This window comes from Proteiniphilum sp., from assembly GCF_040307845.1.
Lineage (GTDB): Bacteria > Bacteroidota > Bacteroidia > Bacteroidales > Dysgonomonadaceae > Proteiniphilum.
This window is the reverse complement of the sequence record NZ_JAWRIS010000027.1, coordinates 140,582-165,280: the sequence shown is the minus strand read 5'-3', so window position 1 is coordinate 165,280 and position 24,699 is coordinate 140,582. Positions and strand designations below refer to the sequence as shown.

General features: G+C 45.6%; 24 protein-coding genes. 6 read left to right on the top strand and 18 right to left on the bottom strand.

The features are described from left to right. Nucleotides 1-18: 18 nt before the first annotated feature. The 3 genes from ABV001_RS06670 to ABV001_RS06660 all read left to right on the top strand — a co-directional run bounded on the left by ABV001_RS06670 (nt 19) and on the right by ABV001_RS06660 (nt 4,081). Complete coding sequence (locus ABV001_RS06670) at nt 19-2,676, top strand: BamA/OMP85 family outer membrane protein (protein ID WP_352422068.1); 2,658 nt, start codon at nt 19-21, stop codon at nt 2,674-2,676. Nucleotides 2,677-2,990: 314 nt separating this feature from the next. After that, a complete protein-coding gene (locus ABV001_RS06665) occupies nt 2,991-3,503 on the top strand; it encodes an OmpH/Skp family outer membrane protein (RefSeq protein ID WP_352422067.1) in 513 nt (170 codons plus the stop codon). A gap of 68 nt (nt 3,504-3,571) precedes the next feature. Continuing rightward, nucleotides 3,572-4,081, top strand: coding sequence for an OmpH/Skp family outer membrane protein (locus ABV001_RS06660; RefSeq protein WP_352422066.1), 510 nt, complete (start codon nt 3,572-3,574; stop codon nt 4,079-4,081). Between the two features lie 63 nt (nt 4,082-4,144). Here ABV001_RS06660 and ABV001_RS06655 read toward each other — a convergent pair whose 3' ends face one another. The 15 genes from ABV001_RS06655 to lipA all read right to left on the bottom strand — a co-directional run bounded on the left by ABV001_RS06655 (nt 4,145) and on the right by lipA (nt 17,870). Next, nucleotides 4,145-5,290, bottom strand: coding sequence for a universal stress protein (locus tag ABV001_RS06655; RefSeq protein ID WP_352422065.1), 1,146 nt, complete (start codon nt 5,288-5,290; stop codon nt 4,145-4,147). A gap of 22 nt (nt 5,291-5,312) precedes the next feature. Then, nucleotides 5,313-5,603: a DNA-binding protein gene (locus tag ABV001_RS06650; RefSeq protein ID WP_323423878.1), complete on the bottom strand. Its 291-nt coding sequence runs from the start codon at nt 5,601-5,603 to the stop codon at nt 5,313-5,315. Between the two features lie 136 nt (nt 5,604-5,739). Continuing rightward, entirely contained in the window at nt 5,740-6,438 is a 699-nt protein-coding gene (locus tag ABV001_RS06645; protein WP_323423877.1) for a phosphatase PAP2 family protein, read from the bottom strand. Nucleotides 6,439-6,455: 17 nt separating this feature from the next. Then, nucleotides 6,456-7,286: an SH3 domain-containing protein gene (locus ABV001_RS06640; protein ID WP_352422064.1), complete on the bottom strand. Its 831-nt coding sequence runs from the start codon at nt 7,284-7,286 to the stop codon at nt 6,456-6,458. 143 nt (nt 7,287-7,429) lie between these two features. Beyond that, nucleotides 7,430-9,268 carry a BatD family protein gene (locus tag ABV001_RS06635; protein ID WP_352422063.1) on the bottom strand — a complete coding sequence of 613 codons (1,839 nt, stop codon included), beginning with the start codon at nt 9,266-9,268 and terminating at the stop codon, nt 7,430-7,432. A gap of 243 nt (nt 9,269-9,511) precedes the next feature. Next, the gene (locus tag ABV001_RS06630) at nt 9,512-10,252 is read right to left on the bottom strand and encodes a tetratricopeptide repeat protein (protein ID WP_352422062.1); all 741 of its coding nucleotides are present in this window, start codon (nt 10,250-10,252) and stop codon (nt 9,512-9,514) included. Nucleotides 10,253-10,384: 132 nt separating this feature from the next. After that, on the bottom strand, nt 10,385-11,410 hold the full coding sequence (locus ABV001_RS06625) for a vWA domain-containing protein (RefSeq protein ID WP_352422061.1): 1,026 nt from the start codon (nt 11,408-11,410) through the stop codon (nt 10,385-10,387). Between the two features lie 19 nt (nt 11,411-11,429). After that, nucleotides 11,430-12,413, bottom strand: coding sequence for a vWA domain-containing protein (locus ABV001_RS06620; RefSeq protein ID WP_352422060.1), 984 nt, complete (start codon nt 12,411-12,413; stop codon nt 11,430-11,432). 2 nt (nt 12,414-12,415) lie between these two features. Continuing rightward, on the bottom strand, nt 12,416-13,513 hold the full coding sequence (locus ABV001_RS06615; protein ID WP_352422059.1) for a hypothetical protein: 1,098 nt from the start codon (nt 13,511-13,513) through the stop codon (nt 12,416-12,418). Between the two features lies 1 nt (nt 13,514). Next, complete coding sequence (locus tag ABV001_RS06610; RefSeq protein ID WP_352422058.1) at nt 13,515-14,384, bottom strand: DUF58 domain-containing protein; 870 nt, start codon at nt 14,382-14,384, stop codon at nt 13,515-13,517. Nucleotides 14,385-14,405: 21 nt separating this feature from the next. Next, the gene (locus ABV001_RS06605; RefSeq protein ID WP_352422057.1) at nt 14,406-15,401 is read right to left on the bottom strand and encodes an AAA family ATPase; all 996 of its coding nucleotides are present in this window, start codon (nt 15,399-15,401) and stop codon (nt 14,406-14,408) included. 139 nt (nt 15,402-15,540) lie between these two features. Then, the gene (lipB, locus tag ABV001_RS06600) at nt 15,541-16,314 is read right to left on the bottom strand and encodes a lipoyl(octanoyl) transferase LipB (protein ID WP_352422056.1); all 774 of its coding nucleotides are present in this window, start codon (nt 16,312-16,314) and stop codon (nt 15,541-15,543) included. A gap of 32 nt (nt 16,315-16,346) precedes the next feature. Then, nucleotides 16,347-16,718, bottom strand: a complete 372-nt coding sequence (locus ABV001_RS06595) for a type II toxin-antitoxin system VapC family toxin (protein WP_352422055.1) — start codon at nt 16,716-16,718, stop codon at nt 16,347-16,349. Then, nucleotides 16,705-16,869, bottom strand: a complete 165-nt coding sequence (locus ABV001_RS06590) for a hypothetical protein (protein WP_352422054.1) — start codon at nt 16,867-16,869, stop codon at nt 16,705-16,707. Before ABV001_RS06590 ends, ABV001_RS06595 begins: the two co-directional genes overlap by 14 nt. A 137-nt stretch (nt 16,870-17,006) precedes the next feature. Then, nucleotides 17,007-17,870 carry a lipoyl synthase gene (gene lipA / locus ABV001_RS06585; RefSeq protein WP_352422053.1) on the bottom strand — a complete coding sequence of 288 codons (864 nt, stop codon included), beginning with the start codon at nt 17,868-17,870 and terminating at the stop codon, nt 17,007-17,009. 323 nt (nt 17,871-18,193) lie between these two features. On the opposite strand from lipA, the gene tgt reads away from it, so the two are divergent. The 3 genes from tgt (at nt 18,194) to ABV001_RS06570 (ending at nt 21,353) form a co-directional block, all read left to right on the top strand. Then, on the top strand, nt 18,194-19,324 hold the full coding sequence (gene tgt / locus ABV001_RS06580; RefSeq protein WP_352422123.1) for a tRNA guanosine(34) transglycosylase Tgt: 1,131 nt from the start codon (nt 18,194-18,196) through the stop codon (nt 19,322-19,324). Beyond that, nucleotides 19,321-20,421, top strand: coding sequence for an LptF/LptG family permease (locus ABV001_RS06575; protein WP_352422052.1), 1,101 nt, complete (start codon nt 19,321-19,323; stop codon nt 20,419-20,421). Before tgt ends, ABV001_RS06575 begins: the two co-directional genes overlap by 4 nt. 122 nt (nt 20,422-20,543) lie before the next feature. Next, complete coding sequence (locus ABV001_RS06570) at nt 20,544-21,353, top strand: peptidylprolyl isomerase (RefSeq protein ID WP_352422051.1); 810 nt, start codon at nt 20,544-20,546, stop codon at nt 21,351-21,353. A gap of 8 nt (nt 21,354-21,361) precedes the next feature. On the opposite strand, the gene ABV001_RS06565 is transcribed toward ABV001_RS06570, so the two are convergent. The 3 genes from ABV001_RS06565 to ABV001_RS06555 form a co-directional block, all read right to left on the bottom strand. After that, nucleotides 21,362-22,135, bottom strand: a complete 774-nt coding sequence (locus tag ABV001_RS06565; RefSeq protein WP_352422050.1) for a prephenate dehydrogenase/arogenate dehydrogenase family protein — start codon at nt 22,133-22,135, stop codon at nt 21,362-21,364. A gap of 201 nt (nt 22,136-22,336) precedes the next feature. Continuing rightward, entirely contained in the window at nt 22,337-23,407 is a 1,071-nt protein-coding gene (locus tag ABV001_RS06560; RefSeq protein ID WP_352422049.1) for a chorismate mutase, read from the bottom strand. A gap of 114 nt (nt 23,408-23,521) precedes the next feature. Next, the gene (locus ABV001_RS06555; RefSeq protein ID WP_352422048.1) at nt 23,522-24,682 is read right to left on the bottom strand and encodes a pyridoxal phosphate-dependent aminotransferase; all 1,161 of its coding nucleotides are present in this window, start codon (nt 24,680-24,682) and stop codon (nt 23,522-23,524) included. Between the last annotated feature and the right edge of the window lie 17 nt (nt 24,683-24,699).

Genomic DNA, 24,699 nt, shown 5'->3' with positions numbered 1-24,699 from the left:
GAAAAGAAAAATATCACAATGTTGAAGAGAATATCTTATTTACTTCTGTTATTTATCATGTTGTCGGAGTTTGTGTCCAAGGCGCAAACCAATGATACCATTCCCTCATCTGCTGCGGACATATCTACCGTAAATTATACGGCTGCTCCCAAAAAATACTACATAGCCGATATCGATGTGACGGGTGTGGAAGGAACGATGTATGAGGAGCAGAAGTTTACCCTCGTAGGATTTTCCGGGTTGTCCAAAGGCCAGCAGATACAAATCCCCGGTGATGAACTATCCGGTGTCGTCAAGAAATTCTGGCGTCACGGGCTCTTTTCAGATATAAAGATATTGCAAACCAAGGTGGAGGGTGACAGTGTCTGGCTAGAGTTGCGTCTGACGGACCGGCCGCGGGTAAGTGATATCCGCTATACCGGCATGAAGAAGGGTGAGCAGGAAGATATTGAGAAAAAATTAGGCGTGGTGAAAGGTAACCAGATCACCCCTCCCCAGATATCACGTGCGGAAGTGATCATCAAAAGCTACTTCTCGGAGAAAGGATTTGGTGATGCGGAAGTGCGGATTATGCAGCGTCCCGATGCCACACAAAAGAACCAGGTGGTGCTGGAAATTGATGTCGACAAGAAGGAAAAGCTGAAGGTGAAGAAGATCACCATTGATGGGAACAGCGAACTCTCCGACCGCACATTGAAAAAGGCGATGAAGAAGACCAACGAGAAGGGAAAACTGGCCAACCTCTTCCGTTCCAAAAAATTTGTGGAGGATCTTTATAAGGAAGACAAGAATAATATTATCAATAAGTACCATGAAAAAGGATACCGCGATGCGGAGATCATCCGCGACACGGTCTATAAGCATGACGAGAAGACGGTGAACGTAGAGATTGCGGTGGAAGAAGGGCCATTGTACCATATTCGTTCCATCAACTGGGTGGGAAATACCCATTATCCTTCTTCTCAATTGGGGCAACTGCTCAATATGTCGTCTGGTGATGTGTATAACCAGAAAAAATTACAGGAGAGGCTGCTTTCCGATGAAGATGCGGCTGTCAACCTGTACCAGAATAACGGATACCTGTTTTCCAATATAGACCCTGTAGAAATTAATATAGAGAATGACTCGGTAGACCTTGAACTTCGTGTGATAGAAGGCCCTAAAGCTACTATCAAACGGGTAATCATCCAGGGGAACGACCGTCTCTATGAAGATATCATCCGCCGCGAGCTACGGACAAAACCGGGTGCTGTATTCAGCAAGGAGGACCTGCTGCGCTCAGTACGTGAAATTGCGCAGACAGGGCACTTCGATCCTGAAGCTCTCTCCGCAGATATCTCGGGAGGAATCAATCCCAATCCTGAAGACGGAACCGTGGATATTACCTATCCGCTGACTTCAAAAGGGAACGACCAGATCGAATTTTCCGCCGGATGGGGTGTGACCGGATTAGTGGGTAAACTCAGTTTGCGGCTGAACAACTTCTCGCTGAAAAACCTGTTGAATCCTTCTATGCAGAGGGGGATCATCCCGCAGGGGGAGGGACAGACGCTGGTGTTGAGCGCGCAGACCAACGGCCAGTATTATCAATCCTACCAGTTTCAGTTTATGGAACCCTGGTTTGGCGGGAAAAGGCCTAACAACCTGTCATTTAGTGTATACTATTCGAGAATGACAGGGATGAACGAACGTTATTACAGCCAGAATATGTATAGCAATCCCTATATGTATGGCTATGGAGGGTACGGGGGGTATGGTTATGGAGGATATGGCGGTTATTATCAGGATGCCATGGAATATAGCTACGACCCGAACCAGGTATTCAATATGGTGGGAGTCTCAGTAGGATACGGAAAAAGGCTCGAATGGCCCGACGATTATTTCCAGTTTATGGCAGAGATAGGCTACCAGCTCTATAACCTGAAGAACTGGAGATATAATTATTTCCCCTTCCAGACCGGGAATAGTAACAGTATTACACTCGGATTGACGTTGTCCCGTATTTCCACGGACAATCCTATCTACACGCGGACCGGCTCTCAATTCACTTTGAGTGTAAGTGCCACACCTCCTTTCTCATTATGGGACGGGAAAGACTACGCCAAAATAGCGTACAGCGATCCTGAAAAATACAGATGGAACGAATATCATAAGTGGAAGTTGAAGATACGTACCTTCACACCACTGACACCAATGACCGTAAAGAGGACACCGGTGATGGCCACCAGGGTCGAATTCGGAGTATTGGGACATTACAATAAAAACAAACAGACTCCTTTCGAAACATTCGATGTGGGGGGTGACGGGATGACGGGTTATACTACTACCTTTGCCACCGAAAATATAGCATTGCGTGGATACGAGAATAACTCCATTGCCACAAATGCCCGTGCCTATACGCGTCTCGGCCTGGAATTACGCTACCCGTTTATCCTGGAACCCAATTCCACTATCTACGGAGTAGCCTTTCTCGAAGCGGGGAACGCATGGTGGGAAGTGAAAGATGTGAATCCTTTCGACCTGAAACGTTCAGCCGGTGTGGGGGCACGCATCTTCCTGCCGATGATCGGACTGATGGGAATCGACTGGGCATACGGATTTGATACGGTATACGGACGGGGTACGAGAGAGAAAGGTGGCAGTCAGTTCCACTTTATTATCGGGCAGGAGTTCTAATACGTTTAACATAATTTATTAAGATACCTGTAAACGTTTTATTGCCGGGACCGTCTTTATATTCAGTAGTTATTCAGTAGTTATTCAGTTGTAATTCGGTAGTTATTCAGTTGTATTTCGATGGTTATTCAGTTGTAATTCGGTAGTAATTCGATGGTTATTCAGTTGTAATTCGGTAGTAATTCAATAGTAATTCGCTGGTAATTTGCATTTACGTGCGAAGCACGAATTACACGAGCGGAGCGAGTGAATAACAACTGAATAACAGCGAAGCTGAATAACAACTGAATAAATAACAATTAAATAAGAATGATATGAAGAAAATATTTTTTTTAATGGGAATATTTATGGCATTCGCAATGGGGAGCACCTATGCACAAAAATATGCCCTGATCGATATGGAATATATCCTGAAGAAGATCCCCACTTATGAAAGTGCCAACAAGCAGTTGGAATCATTCTCAAAGCAGTGGGAGAGTGAAGTGGATAAAGAGGTGAAAACTGTGGATGCCATGTATAAAAAATACCAGGCCGATTTGTCTACCCTGCGGGGAGATGAAAAAACCAAACGGGAGAACGAAATCGTAGCCAGAGAGAATGCTATCCAGGAACTCAGGAATAAATATTTCGGTCCACAGGGCGAGCTGTTCAAAAAGCAGGAGCAGCTTATCAAACCCATACAGGATGACATTTATGAGGCTGTGAAAGCCGTCTCCACTGAATCGGGCTATACCCTCGTAGTTGACAGGGCTTCAGCCACATCGATCATTTTTGCTTCCCCCAGCATTGATATCAGTGATCAGGTGCTTTCAAGATTAGGTTATTAAAATAAATAGATTATCTTTGTAGCCGAATTTTTATCGAATTACCAACAAAAAAATTAGAAATAGTAATCATGTTAAAGAAATTATTGATTTTGTTTATTGCTGTGGCGCCATTGGCAGCTATGGCCCAGGAAGTGAAAATCGCCACAGTGAATGTACAGGAGGTTTTTAACGCTATGCCCGAAATCTCCGGTATTGAGACCCAGCTTTCCGGCAAACAGGAAGAGATCAGGAAAAATATGCAGGCGCTGGAAGAAGAATTCAACAAGAAACAGGAAGAATTTGAAACCAATCCGGCCGCATCTGAAGCTGCAAAACAAGACCAGCAAAAACAAATAACACAGCTTTATGAAAGGTATCAGACCTATATGCAGAATGGTCAGCAGGAATTTCAGCAGTTACAACAGAAACTGCTTGAGCCGGTGAACAGAAAGATATTTGAGGCTATCAAAGCAATAGGGGATGAGAACAATTACACCTTTGTGTATGACATTTCCTCCATGCAGTCGCCCATTATTTATTTTAGCCCTTCGGCGGTTGATGCCACACCGCAAGTAAAAACCAAACTGGGCATCAAATAATAAGATAAAATAAATCTCCACCTGCTAAAAAAAGGGTTCCTCATTGCGAAGAACCCTTTCTTTTTACATACCCTTTATCACCAGAAGCGGTGTATCGGAATGGAATATCATTCTCCTCGCAATTCCGGGGTTAAATATCCTTGCAAAGATATTCCGGCGTGAACTCGACAGGGATATCATATCCACATTGAGAGTCTCAGCAAATTTGTCGAGTGTAATTTCCAGGCTCTCGTTCTGGTCGATCAGCTTGTATTCGATCTGCAAGTGCGGATAAAGGTCGGAAAACCGTTTTTGTACGCCTGATAACTTGATTTCGTTCCATACATCCTCTTTCTTGGCAATATGTGCCAGATAGACTTTTACGGGATAAGGCGCCAGGAACTTCATCATGATGTCGAACGCCTTGAACTCCCGCTCCTGGAAGTTGGTAAGAAAAACAATGGTCTTCATTTCTGACAGACTTCTTATTTTCGCACCTTCAGGAATAGCAAAAACAGGTGTCCTGCACCCTTCCATCACTTCTGCGGTCACGCTACCAATCAGATCCAGCTCCTTGGCATTTTTGCCTCTGGTACCCATTACGATGGCAGTCGGACGAATCTTCCTTGAATAAGTGATGATCTCTTCTTCAGGCAGGCCTTCCACCAGTGAGGTATTGTAAGATACCTTGGGTATAGCCCCGGAGGCAATCCTGTTTTCAACCTTCTCTACCAGGCTCTGCATCTCTCTTTCCGTTCTGTTTCTTACATCCTGAAACAGATCTTTGTCAGTTGTCTGCAAGGTAAAAGTGTCGCCGAAAGGAACTGATGCAGGGTAAAAAGGTGTAAAGAACGCGTGGAGCAATTTCACCTTACAATCCAGATCATGTGCTAAACGAAAACCGAACTCACACGCAACCAGGGAGTAATCGGAGAAATCTACCGGAATGAGGATCTCCTTCTTTTGCTTCTTTTCCTCCTTCTCTTCCATATCGGCGGTAAAATCCACGTCTTCAATGATCTGCAATGCCCTGGGGAGATCACTCTCATTGATGCGTACCCGTACATTTCCGGCGATTATCGGATCGATCAGGTTTACAGCATGTATGACTGTCGGAATTCCCTCTGATTCAAGAATCGACTTTAATATGTGCGCTTTATCATACGTATGGATGGCAACGGTAACCAGCTTTTCGTCGTATGAACTGCTGTCTTTTTTATCCTTTCCCATACTTTTATTGTTTTAATAATCCTTATTCTACCTCTTCGGTTTCCACTGAATCGGGTTCTGGATAATCCTTAAGGCCGAGAATATTCAGTGCCTTATCGAAGATGGTTGTATCATCAAGTACCACAATGCCTCCATTGGGACCCGGTTCAATATGTATTCCTACACTTCTGCCTTCCTTGTAGTTGTATCCACCAAAATAATTCCTTACGGTTTCGGGTTTCATATCCAATTCCTCAGCTATCCGGTGGATACTACCGTCAGGGAGTTTGTCTTTCAGCTCTCTTAATTCATTAAAAGTAATTGTTCTTGCCATGGCTTTTTATTTTTTATATGAATAATACAATTTGGTAATCCATTTATGCCATAAACATACACAAAAAAACAGAGAAACCAAATTATTTGTAGTAAAATCTTTACAAAAATATTTCGTTTCTATTCTTAGAACATTTTCAATGAGGTAAAGTTGCTAAAAAAGGGCTAAAAATAGTGATAATGAAAAGGTATAGGAGGATGAAAACAGCCAGTAACGTACCTTTCTTCTTATCGTAGGCAGATATTCTTCTTGATGAAGGAGGGTTGACAACCGCTTTCCTGACCAAAGTATAGATCCCGTATATAATAAAAGCTATAAGTGTACCTACAATCATTCCCGCAACGATATCCGAAATGAAGTGTACTCCAAGATAAATACGTGTGTAACTATTGATTGTGGCCCAAAGAAGGGAACTAAACGTAAGCAGACCGTTTCTGAGCACAAGTGAAAGGAATACGGCAATGGCAAAGCTATTAGTTGCATGGCCCGAGATAAAGCCATATCTCCCGCCTCTGTAACCGTTCACTATATCTACCGTATCCTTGAAATCGGGATGGTGCGTGGGGCGGTACCTTTCAAAGAATGGTTTGAAGAAAGAAGAAGATATCTGGTCTGCGGCAACAAATAAGAGAATGAAGAAAAGGGTAACCAGAATAGCCTCATTTCGGCGTGTCTTGAAGAAAAAGATAAAAAGGATAAACAGCATTACCGGGACCCATATAAACCGACCGCTGATTGTCCACATCACATTGTCAAAAAAAAGTGATTCACTGCCGTTCAGCGCAAAAAAGATATCCCGTTCAGCGGGAAGTAATTCCTCGACAAATTCTTTCATATTATCTTATTGGCACGTTAAATAACTTCAATATCCTGTTGATGTATCCACCCTATACTTCCGTCGGCGATCCGGATTTCAAACCAATTGCCATCCCTGTTTCTGATCTTCACCTTCGTCCCTTCATGCAATTCAAAAAGTTGATTGCTTCCGGTATCAGGCGAAGCATTGACTGTAGCAGCCCCCGCCATCACAATGGCAGAGTCCTTGCGGGTACGTTCGCTCTTTTGGCTAAAAGCAAAAATATTGGCCGCCATCATCAATAGAAATAGTACGATGCCTGTGTAAAAAGCCGTCTTCCTTGCCCAAAGCAGTCGAATAAAAAGGTAAATGCCCACACAAGCCAGAAACAAGATAAAGAGTATAATACCTGTAGCAGCCCATTGGTTGGAACTGAACACATTTCTGATACCCCTGAACCAGTTGGCGAGAAAGAGATTGGCCGCAGTGTCGATACGGTCTACGGTACGATTCTGCGCAAACCGAAGGTTATGCCGGATATCACTGTCACCCGGGTCAAGGAGTAATGCCCTCTCATAACTAAGGATTGCTTTTCCCAGTTGATTATCCCGAAAGTAGGCATTCCCCAGGTTATAATAGAGTTGTGCTGATACCTTGTCGTCAGTTAACCCCTGTGCGATAAGCGCTTCATAAAGCGAAATGCTTTCCTTATAGTCCTGGCTACGGTATGCCTGCGCGGCAGTCTCCGATGTGTCTGTCGATGCTTCTGTCGATGGGGTTACCGTTGTATTGGCGGTCTGCGGGATGGTATCGCCCACCTCTTGTCCCTCCACCATTCCGGCGCCACAACACAGGATCAAACAAAAAATAAATATATTCCGGATCATATTTTTAGAGTAAAGAATAAAGACTTTTAGAACCAAGAGCCAAGACTATTAGAGTCAAAAACCAGGATTTTTAGAACACCTAACTACATTAGTTTCATTAGTCTCATTGGCACATTATTCACATTAGTCTCATTAGTTTCATATCATTTAGCAGCTTTTCTCAGTTTATTTTCCATTTCTTCAATTGCTTTCATCGTGTCGTTATAGATCCGATCCATCTCGGCATTACTTTCGGCAGGTGCATATCGTGCAAATTCACAGGTATCGAGGATTTCGATAAACTTGCCGGCCAATTGTTCACTGATCTCTTTTCGGGACAGCTCTTCTTCTATATTGTTTCTTGAAAGGCGTGCCACCGGAATGGAAAGCTTGTCGCTGAAGTATCCCCATATTGCCCGGAGGACCTCATCATAAAAATGCTCCTTATCCTGTTCTTTCAGATATCTGTTCGCTGTCTTTAATCTCTTGATAGCCATTTTATTCGCCTTCCGGGTGCGCATCAGCGCCACATTGGCATTTTCCCGTGCCTGCTTCCGGTTAAGCACAAACAACACAATTAACAGCAGTAAAGGAATCAGGTACCATAACCAGTAGTTCAGCGAGCCAACAAAGAAGGTTGTTGCGGAAAGATAGGATGGTTCATCTGTTTTCAGGAAGCGTATATCCTGTTCTACCTTCACATCCTGACGATTCACAAAGGAGGTGGTTGTACTACTGCCCGGATCTCCTTTCGCTATCTGCAGATTCTGTGCAGGCATGGTGAGTGTCTCGTACCTGTTCTTAGCCGGATCGAAATAGGCAAATTCTACAGCAGGTATGGTGTAGGATCCTTCATAGCGAGGGATAGCCATATATTCTATTTTTCGGATACCGGTCAATCCGTTAGTGGTTACATTCAGCGAATTGGTCACTGTGGGATCGTATACTTCAAAATTATTAGGGAATTCTATTTCCGGATTCCGGATCAGTTTCATATTTCCCGTACCCGATATTTCCCATGTGATGGTGATCGCTTCATTGGCCTTTACTGCGGTAGAATTAATGCCGGACTTCAATGTGAAGGTACCTACCGCATTTGCGTAGCTGGAAGGTCTGTTGGCAGGAAGAGGTTTCACGTTGATCGATAAAGGGTTCGTGATCAGTTCTTTTTTTACATCCACCATCACCTCCTGGGTGCCGAAGAAGGTAGACACCCTTCTCCCTGAAGGGACTGAAAAGACCATCTCCAGGCTTCCACGCGGAATAGATATCTGTCCCGACCGTTGAGGAAACAACAGCGTCTTACGGAGATCGGCCGTGAAATAGTTTCTTCCGTTATACCGCTCCAACTGTAACTGCTGGTTCGAAGGAAGGTTCACCTCTTCCACCATGAAACCTTCGAACTCGGGAAACTGTATCTTCCCGAAATTGACTACGTTCAAGGTTGTATAAAGTCTGAACGTGACAGTAAATCCTTCCTGCTCGTACGGATCATTTTTGGATACAATGGCCCTGATAAAAGCATCCTCGGCCGAGACGGTCGCTGTGCCGGTACCGGATGGACGCTCCTCACCCCGTCCTCCGCCCGCCGCCGGTTCCTGCGTTGACGCTTCGTCGGGAGGAAGTACTTTTATTTGTAAAGAATTGGATTCATAATTACTTCCGTCTACCTTGATAGACGCCGGGGAAATGGTAAATGTTCCCGTTTTTTTCGCCATCAGGATATAGGTATAAGTAACGGAACTCTCGGAGGTAGTTTTACCATTCACCGTCCGCTGGCTGAAGCTGGTGGATATGCTGGGACCGAACAATACATCAAAATCGGGAATTTCAGGAAGGCGGATATCCTTTCCTTCCTTGTTTAGGATATAGCTTAACCTGAACTGTTCCCCTTCGACCACTGTCGCCGGAGCAGAAGCTTTGAATGTTACCTGTCCAGACGCCTTGCCGGCACCGGTAAGCAACACCATGAAAAGAAGAATATATATATAGATATGTCTCATATGAGTTATTTTTTACCTAGAAGTTGGAAGTTGAGAAGTTGAGAAGTCGGAAGTTAAGAAGTAGTATTGAAATTTTTAATCGTTTTACTATTCATTTTCACTTCGTAGATTTTCCGTCGTCACTCGGCATAATCAAAACAAGTTTTGTTTCTGCACTCGTTTCTAAGAAAATTCACTTTTAGTTCTTTACTCTTTACTCTTTATTCTACTCTTTTTACTCTTTATTCTACTCTTTACTCTATTCTACCAATTTTTATTATTCCTTCTGTTATTTTCAGCCTGCTCCTCTCTTTCCTTTGCCTTTATCTGTTGTACTTTCTCCTGGGTTTCTCTCTCATCCTGTTCTATTGCCTGAAGCAATTGGCGGGCGTTGTCGCGTGACATCTGCTCAGGTTGATCGGGTTGTTCCGCTCGTTTCTCCTGATCCTGGTTGTTCTGCTGGGGCTGTTGCTCCTGTTGTTCCTGTTGTTGGTCCTGTTGTTGTTGATCTTGCTGGTCCTGTTGTTGATCCTGGTCTCCACCGCCCTGATCCTCTTCATCCTGGATCATCTTTTGCACCACCGCCAGGTTATACCGGGCCTCATTGTCCTGGGGGTTCAACCGTAATGCCATTTTATAGGCCTCCAACGAATTCTGCAAATCTTTTTTTTGTAACGCCGCATTTCCTATGTTATGCCATGCGCCTGAGGCTTCTATGGGTTTTTCCTGCTCTAAAGAGATAAAATGATTATATTTCTCAATAGCCTGGTCCCACTCTTTTTGCCGGTAGAGAGCATTCCCTAAATTAAAATTCGCTTCTTTGGAGGCAGCATTCCCTTCCACCGCATTTTCATATAGTTTAGCCGCGTCGGAAAATTTTTCCTGCCGGTACTCCTTATTCCCCTTCCGGATGTTTTTCCGGACATCCTTCTGTGCTGAAACCGTTATTGGCAGCAGCATCCCCATTATCAGGAACAAGATATATTTTATCAGAAACTTATTCACTTTGTAAAATTACTAATTACCAGTTATAAATTACCAATTACTAATTACCAATTACCAATTACCAATTACTAATTACCAAATCACTTATCTACCTAGGCACTCTACCACTTATCCACTCAGGCACTTTTCACCTTACCTATCAAACACCCTCACATTCCTGAACAATGGATTCTTCTTGTCATACACAAGTATTTCCAGTACCAAAATCACCAGTATTATCCAGGCAAGCAATGAGAATTTTTCATCATACTCCGAATAGGTGAGGCTGGTAGTTTTACCTGTTTCCAGTTCATCGAGTTGCGTCTCCAAAGCCCGGAGGGCACTGTTCGAGTTATCTGCCCGAACATAAAATCCACCTCCGTTTTGTGCGATTTCCATCGCCATCTGCTCGTTCAGGCGTGAAACCACTACATTCCCTTCGGCATCAGTCATAAAATTGGTCCCGTATTCAGTGGCAGGTATCGGCGAACCGTCCGGAGAGCCAATTCCTACCAGATTAATCATCACACCGGCTTTCGCGGCTTCCACAGCGATTTCCGGAGCATTTCCCCCATGATCTTCACCATCTGTGATGAGTACCATGGCTTTGCTCATCTCCTGATCACCCGAGAAGCAGCTCATTCCAAGGCTGATGGCCTGTCCTATCGCCGTACCTTGTACCGGGACGAGGCTTGGATCGATGGTGTTGAGGAAAATTTTTGCCGATTGGGTATCGGACGTCAGCGGCATTTGTACGAAAGCCTCTCCGGCAAACACGATCAGTGCGACTTTGTCATTTTTACGCAGGTCGATCAGTCTCGACAATATTTGCTTGGCACGAGCCAGGCGGTTAGGGGACACATCTTCTGCCAGCATCGAATTGGAGACATCAATTGCAATGACCAATTCAATCCCCTCTTTTTCTACTGTCTCCACCTTTGTACCGAATTGAGGACGGGCAATCATGATAATGCCGGCACACAGTGCCGCGAAGATAAGCCAGAATTTCAGGTAGGAACGTTTCAGTGAGAGGTCGGGCATCATCAACTTCAGCGTGGAGAGATTACCCATTTTTTGCACATCCTTACGCTTCCTGATGTTCAGGTAGATGTAAATCGCCAGCAACAGGGGCATGACGAAAAACAACCACAAATATTCCGGATTTCCGAATCTAAACATATCTATCGCATTTTATTTATCAGGGCAGGTTCCTCAACCATGTCCTCCGTAACAACAATTCTACCAATATCAATCCCAGGGCTGCCAGGGCAAAGGGGAGGAACAACTCCTTGCGTCGCGTTACATTCTGCACGCTGATCAGGTATTTTTCCATATCGTCGATCTCTTCATATACCTGGCGGAGCCCTTCGGTATCCTGTGCCCGGAAGTACTGTCCTCCGGTCATCGCGGCGATCTCGGTCAGCGTCTTCTCGTCGATATCCACCGGCATATTTTGCATCCTGATCCCGTATGGTGTATTCACTGGGGTAGGTGCCATCCCTTTGGTTCCCACCCCCACGGTATAAACTCGAATACCATACGAACGTGCCAGGTCGGCGGCGGTCAGGGGGGCGATCTGTCCACTGTTATTGGTCCCGTCGGTCAGGAGAATTACTATACGCGAATCCGACCCGCTGTCTTTCAGCCGGTTCACTGAAGTGGCCAGGCCTAGTCCGATAGCCGTACCATCCTCTATCATCCCAAAATCGATATCATTGAGTAAATTCAATAACACCTTATGATCAGTCGTGAGCGGACATTGCGTAAAACTCTCTCCGGCAAAGATCACCAATCCGATATTATCGTTGGGACGGTCGGTAATAAATTCAGATGCCACCTTTTTGGCAGCCTGGAGGCGATCGGGCTGGAGATCCTGTGCAAGCATGGATCCCGACACGTCGAGCGCCATTACTATATCGATACCTTGTGTCTCTGTCTCTTCCCAGCTATCCACCGATTGGGGGCGTGCGATCACCACGATGATCAATGCAATGGCGATTACCCTCAATGCAAACGGGAGATGCCGCATATAGACCCTGAAGTCCGGCTTCATTCCTCCAAAAGCACTTGTGGATGCCAGTTTGAACGAAGCTTGTGTCTTCGACAGGCGCAGCATGTACCACACAATCAGTGGGATAATCAGCAACAACAGATATAGATATTCAGGATGCAGAAATTCCATTCTCACTTATTTTTAATACTATTCTCCTCATCTCCCGGTCTCCCAGTCACTTCGTCCCCCCGTCTCTCATTCTCCTCGTCTCCCGTTCCATTTTTCACGACAGGATCCGGTTCCCGTGTCTGGTTCACAAAGAAATAAGCGTTTACCAGGCTCAGGTCATTTTCATTGGGGTAGGGTTTGTATTTGGCAAATTTCACTAAATCGGAAGTCGACAGGATTTGCTTCAGATTTTCATAAACGGAATCCACATCCGATATTTTACGGATTTCGTTGAGTATCTCACCGGAAGTCATTTCCATTGCGTTGATCCCCTCCCTTTCATATATGTAAGTACGGAGGATATCGGTCAACCTGCTATAAAAATCTTTCTCCCTGCCTTGTTGCCATATTTTCTCCGCTTTGAGCTGGTCCAGCTCTGAGAGTGCGCGCACATGCGCCGGCAGCACCTCCGGTGGTTTGAAGAAGTATCCTTTTTTCTTTTTGTTCAGTACAAGGTAGATAATAAAACCGATCAGGCCAAGCAGCAATATCACTCCCAATACAATCCAGAATATCCAAAGGTAGTCTGTCCACACAAAAGGAGCTTTACGTACCGGTTTTATATCATTGAGTTGCAATTGCCTGAAATCGATTGAGTCGGTCTCCCCTTTATTGATCTTTTCCAGGTATGCCAATGTGGAATCGGAGAGTTCCGGAGAAATAACCTTCAAACCGAATGAATTGGAATAGAGGGTATCGGTTCCGTCGAAAAAGGGGATATGGGGGATATAATATAGGGTGGAATCGAATGAGGTGACCACATACTTGAAATTAAGTGTCATCACATTGTTCTCGATAAGGGTATCGGGAGGCAGCATGGCAATTACTTCGATGCCGGGCACTATCTCCTTTTCATACACCGGGAAATGGATGACCTTATCTTTGGGGGTAATTACTTTCAGGTTGATCAATGCCTGTTCACCGATCATGATTTCAGTAGGTTGTACCGTTGCCTGTACCGAAGCCTTCTGTGCAATAAGGGAGGTAACACATAGAAAGCATAGGGCAACTGCGGCTATCCTCTGGATTGGAATGATGCTATGTAGTTTTTTTTGTTTCAAGTTACTTTCTCTGTTTAAATAGTTGCAGTAACAGTTTCACATAATCGCTTTGGGTAGAGACCGATACGCTGTCTATTCCACTCTGGCGGAAGGCATTGCCCATTGTCACCTGCGTGTCGTTCCACCAGGAACGGTAACGCTCCCTCACTTTTTTGGAAGAGGTGTTGATCCACCGCTCTTCTCCCGTCTCCGGGTCTCTCACTTTCATCAGGCCGACCGGTTGCAGTTCGGTACTCAGCTTGTCATACACCTGGATAGCCGCCACATCATGTTTCTTGGCCGCAATCCGCAGCGCTTGCTTATAATCGCCGGCATCGACAAAGTCTGAAATCAGGAAAGCGGTACACCGTTTCTTGATGGCGTTGGTCATATAGCGGAGCGTCACATTCAGGTCTGTCCCGTTCCCTTCCGGCTTGAAGCCCAGTATCTCCCTGATAATGTAAAGGATATGTTTTCTTCCTTTTTTGGGAGGAATAAATTTTTCTACTTTGTCGGTAAAGAAAATTACCCCTATCTTGTCGTTGTTCTGGATAGCCGAGAATGCCAGTGTGGCTGCTATTTCCGCTACTATATCACGTTTCAGCAATGATTGGGAACCGAAGCCGAGACTTTCCGACACATCGATCAGCAGCATCACGGTTAGTTCACGTTCTTCTTCGAATATCTTGATATAAGGCCGGTTATAACGCGCCGTCACGTTCCAGTCGATATCGCGCATATCATCCCCGTATTGGTACTCCCGAACCTCAGAGAAAGCCATACCACGCCCCTTGAATGCAGAATGGTATTCTCCGGCGAAGATATTCCGTGAAAGGCCCCTCGCCTTGATCTCTATATGTCGTACTTTTTTAAGTAGGTCGGTCGTCTCCATTTATCTCCTGCCTTTTACTGCTTATGGCACCTCTACCCTGTTCAGAATTTCACTTACGATCTCCTCGGAAGTCATGTTGTTCGCCTCCGCCTCGTAGGTAAGTCCGATACGATGGCGAAGCACGTCATGGCATACGGCCCGGATATCTTCGGGGATCACGTAGCCGCGGCGCTTGATGAATGCGAAAGCACGGGCGGCCAGCGCCAGGTTGATGGATGCGCGGGGGGATGCCCCGAAACCGATCATCTCTTTCAGGTTGGCCATTCCGAACTGGTCGGGGAAACGTGAGGCAAACACGATATCTATAATATACTTGCTGATCTTCTCATCGATATATACCTCCCTCACTACTTTACGCGCTTCCAGGATGGCCTCTGTGGAGATGACGGCCTTATCTATGGCAACCGGTTCGAAAATATTCTGCCAGATGATCTGCTTTTCTTCCTCTTTGGAAGGATAGGAGATGATCACCTTCAACATGAAACGGTCTACCTGCGCTTCCGGCAGTGGGTAAGTACCTTCCTGTTCGATAGGGTTCTGTGTCGCCATTACCAGGAACGGGTTCGGTAGTTTATAGGTCTGCTCACCGATGGTGACATGGCGTTCCTGCATGGCTTCCAGCAATGCGCTCTGTACCTTGGCGGGAGCGCGGTTTATTTCGTCGGCCAGCACGAAGTTGGCAAAGATGGGACCGTGTTTCACCTGGAATTCCTCATTGCGTTGGCTGTAAATCATGGTTCCGACCACGTCGGCAGGCAATAGGTCGGGCGTAAACTGGATACGGCTGTAATCTGCATCGATAAGTTGAGCCAGCGTTTTGATGGCCAGAGTTTTTGCTAACCCGGGAACTCCTTCCAACAGGATATGCCCGTCTGACAATAACCCGATCAGCAGCGACTCCACTAAGTGTTTTTGTCCCACGATCATCTGGTTCATCCCGGTAACGAGTGTCTGGACGAAGCCACTCTTCTGCTCTATTCTCTCATTCAGTTCCTTAATATCGACAACTTGGCTCATATTTTTTTATTATTGGATATTTCACTAAAGTTAGTCATTTTGAATCACCTTCGCTCCCGGATTTTCAATTCTCACGATGGTGGATTTTTTTCGACATACAAAATTAGAAATGTTAAAGAGGTTTCTTACAGTTTAGGGGTTAAAAATGTTTAAGCCTGTAGGATAACTCCATTCCGAAGCGATCGGCAAAGGCTTTTTTCATCCGTCCGGAGACTTCTTCAAAGTCGGTCTCATACCCCAGTTCCTTCTGGATGGAGGTTACGCCACGATCCCTGAACCCGCAGGGATTGATATAATTGAAATAGGAAAGATCGGTATTGACGTTGAGTGCCAGGCCATGCATCGTCACAAAACGGCTAGCCCGCACGCCGATGGCGCAGATCTTCCGCGCTTTTGCCGGATCGGCGGCATCGATCCATACGCCCATCGCCTTCTCGTCCTTCTCTCCTTTGATGCCGTAGGATTCCAGTGTATCTATCACTACATCCTCCAAGGTGGATATATATTTTTTTATTCCCATTCCAAATACTTCCAGGTCGATGATCGGATAGGCCACCAACTGCCCCGGACCATGATAGGTGATATCGCCACCCCGGTCGATAGTATGCAGGTCGATATTCCTGCTTTTACAAACATGGTTGGCAATAAGTAAATTTTGCTTATCGCCATGCTTACCTAGGGTATACACATGTTCATGCTCGCAAAAAAGGAGGTATTGCTCTTTTTCTTTCTTCTTTTCCTCTTCTCCGTAGACTTCTCCATTGACCTCTCCACATTTTTCAATCCCGGTCCCGCTTTCCGGTTTTGCGCGGGTGTCCGATTTCGCCCGGATTATCGTTTCGAACAGTTGCTCCTGGTAATCCCATGCTTCTTTGTAACGGATACGCCCGAGGTTTTCAAAAATCACTTTCATGTTCTCTTTCTTATTTACAATGGCACAATATCTTATAATTGCCAGAGAATCAGTTTCAGGTCGGATATTTTCTGAAAATCGTGATCGGAAGTCAGCAGCGGAATGTCAAGACTAATCGCTGTAGCTGCAATAATGGCATCGGGGAGTCTTATGGTATAATTTTGCTTGATATGTTTGTAAATCTGTTTTATTTCGTAATTAATTTCGGCAATAAAACAATTTTCAAGCATTGTTTCTATGATTTTTCTGTCGGGCTCCGATAAATCCGGTTTACCAAACAGTTCAAGTTCCGTAATAACAGAGACATGTATCTGTTTGTTATTTAGAAAACCCGCTATATCTTTATTACCATCCAGCAAATAAATAAGCGGATTCGTATCGCACAATACTCTAATCCCACTCATTCCTTAACCGTTTTTGATAGGCAAGCGCATCTTCGTTCCATTTGACTTTTCCTACAAAACGATTGGCAAGAAACAACTTGCGTGGTTTCATATGCTGCAATAATTTTTCAATCTCCTGCCTTTTCATCGATTTATCTATTGTAATTATCATAACCTGTTTTTTAAAGTTCACTTCTCAAAAATACAACATTTCTTTGTATTAATCAATAACGCAACCGCCTTTCATCCCCTGCCACCAGTCTGTCAATGGCTATATCAGGTATTGCGCATTATCACATCACCGGATCATCAAACATGTCTCTCGGCATGATAGGAAGAACGGACCAGCGGGCCGCTTTCCACGAATTTGAATCCTTTTTCCAGTCCGGCTGTTTTGTATTTCCGGAACTGCTCCGGCGTCACAAATTCCTTTACCGTCAGGTGTTTTCTCGTCGGTTGCAGGTACTGTCCGACGGTAAGCACCTGGCATCCCACGTTGATCAGGTCGTCCATCGTTTCCAGTATTTCCTCCTCGGTTTCCCCAAGGCCGACCATGATACCTGATTTGGGTTTCACTTTGCCGCTTTTGGCGATGGTCTCTATCGTCTTGAGGCTGACATCATACTTGGCACGGCTACGCACCTTGGGCGTTAGGCGCCTCACAGTTTCCATATTGTGTGATATGATCTCCGGTCCTGCATCTATCACTTTATAAATCAGCTCTTCTATCCCGTTGAAATCAGGGATCAGCGTCTCGAGTGTCACTTCGGGATTTCTTTCTTTGACCCGCCTGACGGTGGTAGCCCAGAAGTTGGCGCCCAGATCGGGCAGATCATCCCTGTCCACACTGGTAATCACGCAATGCCGCAGGTTCATCTTTTCTATACTCTCTGCCAGACGATCCGGTTCGTTCCAATCCACGATGCCCTGCGGGCTCCCCGTTTTCACGGAACAGAACCGGCAGGCACGGGTGCAGACATCGCCTAAAATCATAAAAGATGCGGTTCCCCTGCCCCAACATTCCGCCAGGTTGGGACATTTTCCGCTTACGCAGATCGTATGTAATCCCTTCCTCGCGATAATTTCTCTCACATCCAGGTATTGCTTCCCCTGGGGGAGCGATATTTTGAGCCAATCCGGCTTCCTTGTCATCAATTCGGTCTTGTTATCCATATTTTTACTGATTTCTTCCGTCGCACCAGACAGGGTGAAAAACAATTTTTCCTGCTTTTACAACGAAAAAGTGATTCTTAAATGTTATACAAAGAACAAAAATACGATTTTATTCGGGTATTTGCTAATTATTTTTTAGAATCAAGACTGATAGAACCAAGACTTTGAAAATGGAAAATCAAGAGAACTATCGTTCGAAGCGCATATCAGCGCAGCCATGCATTAATCACTACCTGTCCCGATTCATCGGGATTATCCTCATTGGCACATTATTCACATTAAATCATTATCTTTGTCGTCAAAACGAGTTAGAGCAAATCATATTGGATTTCCGATTATTACATACCGATCCCAAATCGAGTGCCCGGGCGGGTATCATTTCCACCGACCATGGTGAGGTGGAGACGCCGGTGTTTATGCCGGTGGGCACTGTGGGAAGTGTGAAGGCCGTGCATATCAGTGAATTGGAAAATGACATAGGAGCGCAGATCATCCTGGGTAACACCTATCATCTCTACCTGAGGCCGGGACTTGACATCCTGCAACAGGCGGGAGGATTACCCCGCTTCAACAGCTGGAACAAACCGATGCTTACCGACAGCGGCGGGTTCCAGGTTTTCTCTCTGACCGAAAACCGGAAACTCACAGAGGAAGGAGCGGAATTTCAGTCGCATATCGACGGATCGCGCCACTTTTTCACACCGGAGAAGGTGGTGGATATCCAGCGTGTCATCGGCGCCGACATTATGATGGCTTTCGATGAATGTACACCGGGAGATGCCGATTATGACTACGCAAAAAAATCACTCGATCTCACGGAACAGTGGCTCGACCGATGCCTGACTCGTTTCCATGAGACGGAATGCCCTTATGGGTATCGCCAGACCCTTTTTCCCATTGTACAGGGGTGTGTATATCCCGATCTGCGGCGCCGGGCCGCGGAAAATGTGGCGGCCAAAGAGGCGGACGGAAACGCTATCGGTGGACTGGCCGTTGGCGAGCCTACCGAAAAAATGTATGAGATGGTGGAGTTGGTCAATGAGATCTTGCCGAAAGATAAGCCGCGTTACCTGATGGGAGTGGGCAAGCCGGAAAATATCCTGGAAGCTATCGAACGCGGTGTGGATATGTTTGATTGTATCATGCCCACCCGGAATGGGCGTAACGGGCAGATATTCACCAAACAGGGCGTGATGAACATGCGCAACGAGCGGTGGAAAAATGATTTCTCTCCCATCGAGGAAGACGGTGCGTCATTTGTGGACACTCTATATAGTAAAGCTTATCTGCGACATCTTATCAACGTGAACGAGATATTGGGTTTACAAATTGCTTCTATCCACAACCTTGCTTTCTATGTATGGTTGGTACAGGAGGCAAGAAAGCATATCATTGCCGGTGATTTTTCGGAGTGGAAACCGATAATGCTGGAAAATGTGACCAGACGATTATGAAGAAGTATGATTTTCTGAAGTTAAAGCGACTGGACAGGTACATCATCGGAAAGTTCCTGGGCACTTATATTTTTATGATTGCCCTGATTATTTCTATTGCGGTGGTGTTCGACATCAACGAGAAGATCGATAAGTTCATGACCAACAATGCTTCGTTGAAGGCTATTGTATTTGATTACTACCTCAATTTCATACCCTATTACACCAATCTGTTCAGTCCTCTGTTCGTCTTTCTCGCCGTCATCTTTTTTACTTCCAAGATGGCCAATAATTCCGAGATTATCGCCATCCTTTCAAACGGGATAGGTTTTAAGCGGTTAATGAAACCCTATATGGTGTCTGCTTTGGTGATTGCTGTTTTTTCATTTGTTTTCGGGGGTTATATTATCCCTCCCGCCAATGCCACACGTATTGAATTTGAGCAAACCTATGTGGATCCCCGTAAAAAGGTGACGGGCGATCGTGATATTCAGTTCAGGATAGGACCGCAGACCATTGTCTATTTCGGCAATTTCGACATGACCAGCAAGACGGGATATAATTTCTCCATGGATCATTTCGACAGCCTTCAATTAACATCGAGGCTCACCGCCCAATCGATCCGTTACGACTCCGCCTATCACTGGACTATCAACAATTACCAGGTCCGACGCTTTGAAGGACTGGAGGAGATTATCACCAAGGGGTCATCCATAGACACTACGCTCCATATTGTTCCCAATGATTTTATCATCGCCAAGACAGACCAGCAGATGATGACTTCGCCCCAACTCCGCAGCTATGTCAAGAGTCAAAAAGAACGGGGTTTGGGAAATATCCAGGCATTCCAGATAGAGTATCACTCCCGGATCGCTTCGGTATTCTCGGCGTTTATCCTCACCATTATCGGGGCAGCGATTTCAGCCCGGAAGGTAAAAGGCGGAATGGGGCTCAACTTAGGCGCCGGGCTGGTACTGAGCATGGCGTATATCCTCTTCATGACGGTAAGTTCCACTTTTGCCGTGAAAGGGGGAATGAGCCCGTTCATTGCGGCATGGATACCAAACGTCATTTTTGCCGGCGTTGCACTGTTTTTGTATAAGAGAGCACCGGATTAAGTAGTTGAGTGATTGACTGCCTGAGTTTTTAAGTGTCTGATTGACTGATTGATTGAGTGTCTGAGTGGTTTGGTGGGAAGGTGTTCTAAAAGTCTTTACTCTTTATTCTTTATTCTAAAAATATGATCCGTAACATACTGATTTTTATCTTGATCGTAATTGCTTGGCAGGCCAATGCACAGGCAAATTATCCGGTGATTGTCATTGAAACCAATTACGGAACAATGAAAGCGGTATTATATGATGATACGCCCGTACATAGCAATCATTATCTGAAACTGATAAAGGATGGTTATTTCGACGGTACTCTCTTCCACAGGGTAGTCAAGGATTTTGTTATTCAGGGAGGAGCTCAGGATTCACGTAATGCTCCTGCCGGTGTCCAGATTGGTGGCGGCCGTACCGATATGGAGTTGATGCCCGAATTCCGAAAGAACCGGTTTCATAAAAAAGGGGCGCTTGCCGCTCCCAGGAAGGGAGATGACCAGAATCCGCAGAAAAAATCGGACGCGTCACAATTTTACATCGTACAAGGGAGAATCTATACACAGGGACGGCTCGACTCAATGGAGATGGCAGTCAATGTGCCGATCAAGAACGAACTTATCCGCACCCATTATTTGCCGCACAAAGAGACACTCGACCAACTCAAAGAGGCCAATGATGCAGTAGGATTCAATGCGCTTTTGGATTCGCTTTTGACCGTGGTGGACTCACTGTATGCGATAGCTCCCGGGAAATTTTTTCTTCCCGAAGAATTGAAAGAGGCATATACCACCCTTGGCGGCATAGACCGCTTAGATGGAGAATATACCGTTTTCGGAGAAGTAACGGAAGGACTGGAAGTCATCGATAAGATTGCCTCCCTGCCGGTCGATGCCAACAGTCGTCCCGAAACCGATGCGGAGATCCGAAGGATTTACGTGGAATAGCTATCGGTCTATTCTATATTTTTTCTTACCCCTGTTAAGAAGGCTTCCATTCTTTCGGAGTCTTTTTCCCCGATAATATCGAGCAGTTCGCGCAGTTTCATCCTGATATTTTCCAGTTGCTTTGATGTATGGGGATTAAAAAGGATTTCCGTCAGCAGATAATCATCTTCTGAAAGCAATCCCTGTGCGATATTCATATGTTTTTTAAAGGTGGTGCCCGGCGCTTCCTGATGCTTCATCACGGACGCAAATACCAGTGTCGATGCAAACGGAATGGAGAGTGAATAGGCAATGGTTTCGTCATGTTCCCGGAATGAGTATTCAAATACATTGAGTTTGAGCCGTTGGTATAGATCCCTGAAAAACACCTTCCCCAGATGTGACGATTCAGAGATAATAATGGCACTTTCCCGGCTCAGATCGCTCAGACTGGCAAAAGTAGGGCCGAACATGGGATGGGTGGAGACATAGGGCCGGGTGCGTTCCCTGTAGAATTCCTCCAACCCGGTTTTCACCGAAGCGATATCGCTCAGGATGCAAGTCTCCGGAAGATAGGGCAATACGTTATGGAATGCAGGGATGGTGTATTTAAGTGTAGCGGCATTGATTACCAGTTCCGGAGCAAAATCTTTTACTTCAGCCGCGTCGGTCATCCGTTGCGTGTTATAGATAAACCTCAATTTTTTGGGATCGGGATCGAGTATCGCCACTTCGTGGTCGAAGCTTAGCACGTCGGCAAAGAACGATCCCATTTTGCCGGCTCCAAGAATTAATATCTTCATTGTTTCAGTTGTTATTCGATTGTAATTCAGTTGTAATTCGATTGTAATTCAGTTGTAGTTCGATTGTAGTTTGATTGTAATTCAGTTGTAATTCGGCTGTATTTGAGCTACGTGCGAAGCACGAATAACACGAGCGGAGCGAGTGAATAACTACTGAATAACGGCGAAGCCGAATAACAATAGAATTGGCGAAGCTGAATATCACTTTTTCGCCCTCTCCATAATTACCATTTGCTGACGCACCGATTCGGAGTGGATGGCTTCCAGCACTTGCTTGACAAAGTCGCCGGACATCTCCATCCGTTCGGCCTGTCCGGCACGGTCGGTGAGGATCTGGTCGTAACGATGTGTTTGCAGGATCGGCATGCCGTGTTCCAGCTTATACTGCCCGATTTCCCTTGATACCCGCATCCGTTTGGCCAACAGTTGCAAAAGTTCATTATCCAGGTCATCGATCTGTTCACGCAGGTCTGAAAGATCTTCCGTAGTCTGTACCGTATCCCGGATCACAAGGTTGTGGAGGATCTCTTTCAGGGTAGCAGGTGTAACCTGTTGTGCCTTGTCACTCCATGCCTCATCGGGGGAGCAATGCGACTCAATGATCAATCCTGAGTAGTTGAGATCCATTGCCTGTTGGCTTAATTTGGCGATCAGGTTACGGGCGCCGCCGATATGGCTTGGGTCACAAATAATGGGCAATGTAGGAAACCGCCGTTTCAGCTCAATAGGGATATGCCATTGGGGGAGATTGCGATAGATGGTTTTGTCGGTAGTACTGAATCCGCGATGGATTACTCCCAATTTTTTTATTCCGGCATTATATAACCGTTCCAAAGCGCCGATCCACAGTTCCAGATCGGGATTGACGGGATTTTTGATCAGTATCGGGATATCCACCCCTTTGAGGGTATCGGCTATTTCCTGTACAGCAAAAGGATTTGCCGCCGTACGGGCTCCGATCCACAGCATATCGATGCCATACTTTAAAGACTCATAGACATGCTTCTCGGTAGCCACTTCGGTCGACATATACATGCCGGTCTCTTTTTTGGCTTCCATCATCCATGCAAGGGCAGGACTACCTATTCCCTCAAACCCGCCCGGTTTGGTTCTGGGTTTCCACACGCCAGCCCTGTATATTTTCACCCCGGTATCTGTCAGTTGCCGGGCAGTGTCTATCACCTGCTCTTCCGTTTCCGCGCTGCATGGGCCGGCAATTACAAGCGGCCTCTTGTCATCTATGCCCGGTAATAAAATTGATTCGAATTCCATATTATTGTTGTTTTATTGTTTGTTAAATGAGAAGTTAAGAAATTGAGAAATTGAGAAGTTGAGAAGTGAAGACGTTTGGGATTCTCCAACCTAATCACTTAACTGTATAACCACTCAGGCACCTAGCCACTTAACCACCCTATGATATGCTTCCTCCAGTTTCTTCGCTGACGATCCCAGCGAAATCCGGATAAACCGGTCGCCGTTGTTCCCGAAAATAGCCCCTGGTGTGATAAACACTCTTGCCTTGTATAGCACTTCATCGACAAATGTTTTACTATCCGACGCATCATTGGGGAGTTTTCCCCATACGAAAAGGCCTACCTGACTTTTATCATAACTACATCCTAAAATATCCATAATCTTCTCTGCCCACACCCGTCGTTCACCATATATCTTGTTCATGTTGGCATGCCATTCATCCGGATTCGACAATGCGGCAATGGCTGCCAGTTGCATCGGTTTGAACTGCCCGCTGTCGATGTTACTTTTTGCCTTGAGTACCCATTTCACAAATTGAGGATTAGAGGCTAGCATTCCTATACGCCAGCCCGACATATTGTGGGATTTACTCAATGAGTTGAGTTCTATACAGATATCTTTGGCTCCCGGCACCGACAAAATACTGATCGGCTTGTCGTTCAGTATAAAACTATAAGGATTGTCGTGACAAATAATGATCTTATGCCTTTTACCAAAATCGACGAGTTTCTCAAATAACGCCATCGATGCATTGGCACCCGTAGGCATATTGGGATAATTGACCCACATCAGTTTTACCTTCGACAGATCCATCTTTTCCAACGCTTCGAAATCGGGCTCCCAACTGTTGTTTTCCAGCAGGTTGTAGGAAATTACATTTGCCCTGAGCATTTCCGATACCGAGCTATAAGTGGGATAGCCGGGGTTTGGCACTAAAACACCATCTCCAAGGTTGAGAAAGGTCATTGAGATATGCAGTACTCCCTCCTTTGAACCGATCAACGGCAATACCTCATCTTCGGCCAATTCCACCTGATATATTCTTCCATACCATTGGGCAAATGCTCTCCTCAGTTCCGGAATACCGGTATAAGGCTGATAAGCATGTGTGTCGGGGCGTTGCGCCGTTTCACAAAGTGTGCGTATGGTCTCCTCCGACGGCATACGGTCCGGGGCGCCTACTCCAAGGCTGATCACATCTTTCCCTTCGGCATTCATACGGGCCACTTCCGCCAGTTTTACCGAAAAATAATATTCGGATATCGATTTTATATGTGCTGCGGGCTCTATCATATTTTTTAAACTAAAAA

What these genes read in the sequence shown, in the direction of transcription:
- ABV001_RS06670 (WP_352422068.1), top strand. Translation starts at nt 19, where the DNA reads ATGTTGAAGAGAATATCTTATTTACTTCTGTTATTTATCATGTTGTCG.
- ABV001_RS06665 (WP_352422067.1), top strand. Translation starts at nt 2,991, where the DNA reads ATGAAGAAAATATTTTTTTTAATGGGAATATTTATGGCATTCGCAATG.
- ABV001_RS06660 (WP_352422066.1), top strand. Translation starts at nt 3,572, where the DNA reads ATGTTAAAGAAATTATTGATTTTGTTTATTGCTGTGGCGCCATTGGCA.
- ABV001_RS06655 (WP_352422065.1), bottom strand. Translation starts at nt 5,290, where the DNA reads ATGGGAAAGGATAAAAAAGACAGCAGTTCATACGACGAAAAGCTGGTT.
- ABV001_RS06650 (WP_323423878.1), bottom strand. Translation starts at nt 5,603, where the DNA reads ATGGCAAGAACAATTACTTTTAATGAATTAAGAGAGCTGAAAGACAAA.
- ABV001_RS06645 (WP_323423877.1), bottom strand. Translation starts at nt 6,438, where the DNA reads ATGAAAGAATTTGTCGAGGAATTACTTCCCGCTGAACGGGATATCTTT.
- ABV001_RS06640 (WP_352422064.1), bottom strand. Translation starts at nt 7,286, where the DNA reads ATGATCCGGAATATATTTATTTTTTGTTTGATCCTGTGTTGTGGCGCC.
- ABV001_RS06635 (WP_352422063.1), bottom strand. Translation starts at nt 9,268, where the DNA reads ATGAGACATATCTATATATATATTCTTCTTTTCATGGTGTTGCTTACC.
- ABV001_RS06625 (WP_352422061.1), bottom strand. Translation starts at nt 11,410, where the DNA reads ATGTTTAGATTCGGAAATCCGGAATATTTGTGGTTGTTTTTCGTCATG.
- ABV001_RS06620 (WP_352422060.1), bottom strand. Translation starts at nt 12,413, where the DNA reads ATGGAATTTCTGCATCCTGAATATCTATATCTGTTGTTGCTGATTATC.
- ABV001_RS06610 (WP_352422058.1), bottom strand. Translation starts at nt 14,384, where the DNA reads ATGGAGACGACCGACCTACTTAAAAAAGTACGACATATAGAGATCAAG.
- ABV001_RS06605 (WP_352422057.1), bottom strand. Translation starts at nt 15,401, where the DNA reads ATGAGCCAAGTTGTCGATATTAAGGAACTGAATGAGAGAATAGAGCAG.
- lipB (WP_352422056.1), bottom strand. Translation starts at nt 16,314, where the DNA reads ATGAAAGTGATTTTTGAAAACCTCGGGCGTATCCGTTACAAAGAAGCA.
- ABV001_RS06595 (WP_352422055.1), bottom strand. Translation starts at nt 16,718, where the DNA reads ATGAGTGGGATTAGAGTATTGTGCGATACGAATCCGCTTATTTATTTG.
- ABV001_RS06590 (WP_352422054.1), bottom strand. Translation starts at nt 16,869, where the DNA reads ATGATAATTACAATAGATAAATCGATGAAAAGGCAGGAGATTGAAAAA.
- lipA (WP_352422053.1), bottom strand. Translation starts at nt 17,870, where the DNA reads ATGGATAACAAGACCGAATTGATGACAAGGAAGCCGGATTGGCTCAAA.
- ABV001_RS06575 (WP_352422052.1), top strand. Translation starts at nt 19,321, where the DNA reads ATGAAGAAGTATGATTTTCTGAAGTTAAAGCGACTGGACAGGTACATC.
- ABV001_RS06570 (WP_352422051.1), top strand. Translation starts at nt 20,544, where the DNA reads ATGATCCGTAACATACTGATTTTTATCTTGATCGTAATTGCTTGGCAG.
- ABV001_RS06565 (WP_352422050.1), bottom strand. Translation starts at nt 22,135, where the DNA reads ATGAAGATATTAATTCTTGGAGCCGGCAAAATGGGATCGTTCTTTGCC.
- ABV001_RS06560 (WP_352422049.1), bottom strand. Translation starts at nt 23,407, where the DNA reads ATGGAATTCGAATCAATTTTATTACCGGGCATAGATGACAAGAGGCCG.
- ABV001_RS06555 (WP_352422048.1), bottom strand. Translation starts at nt 24,682, where the DNA reads ATGATAGAGCCCGCAGCACATATAAAATCGATATCCGAATATTATTTT.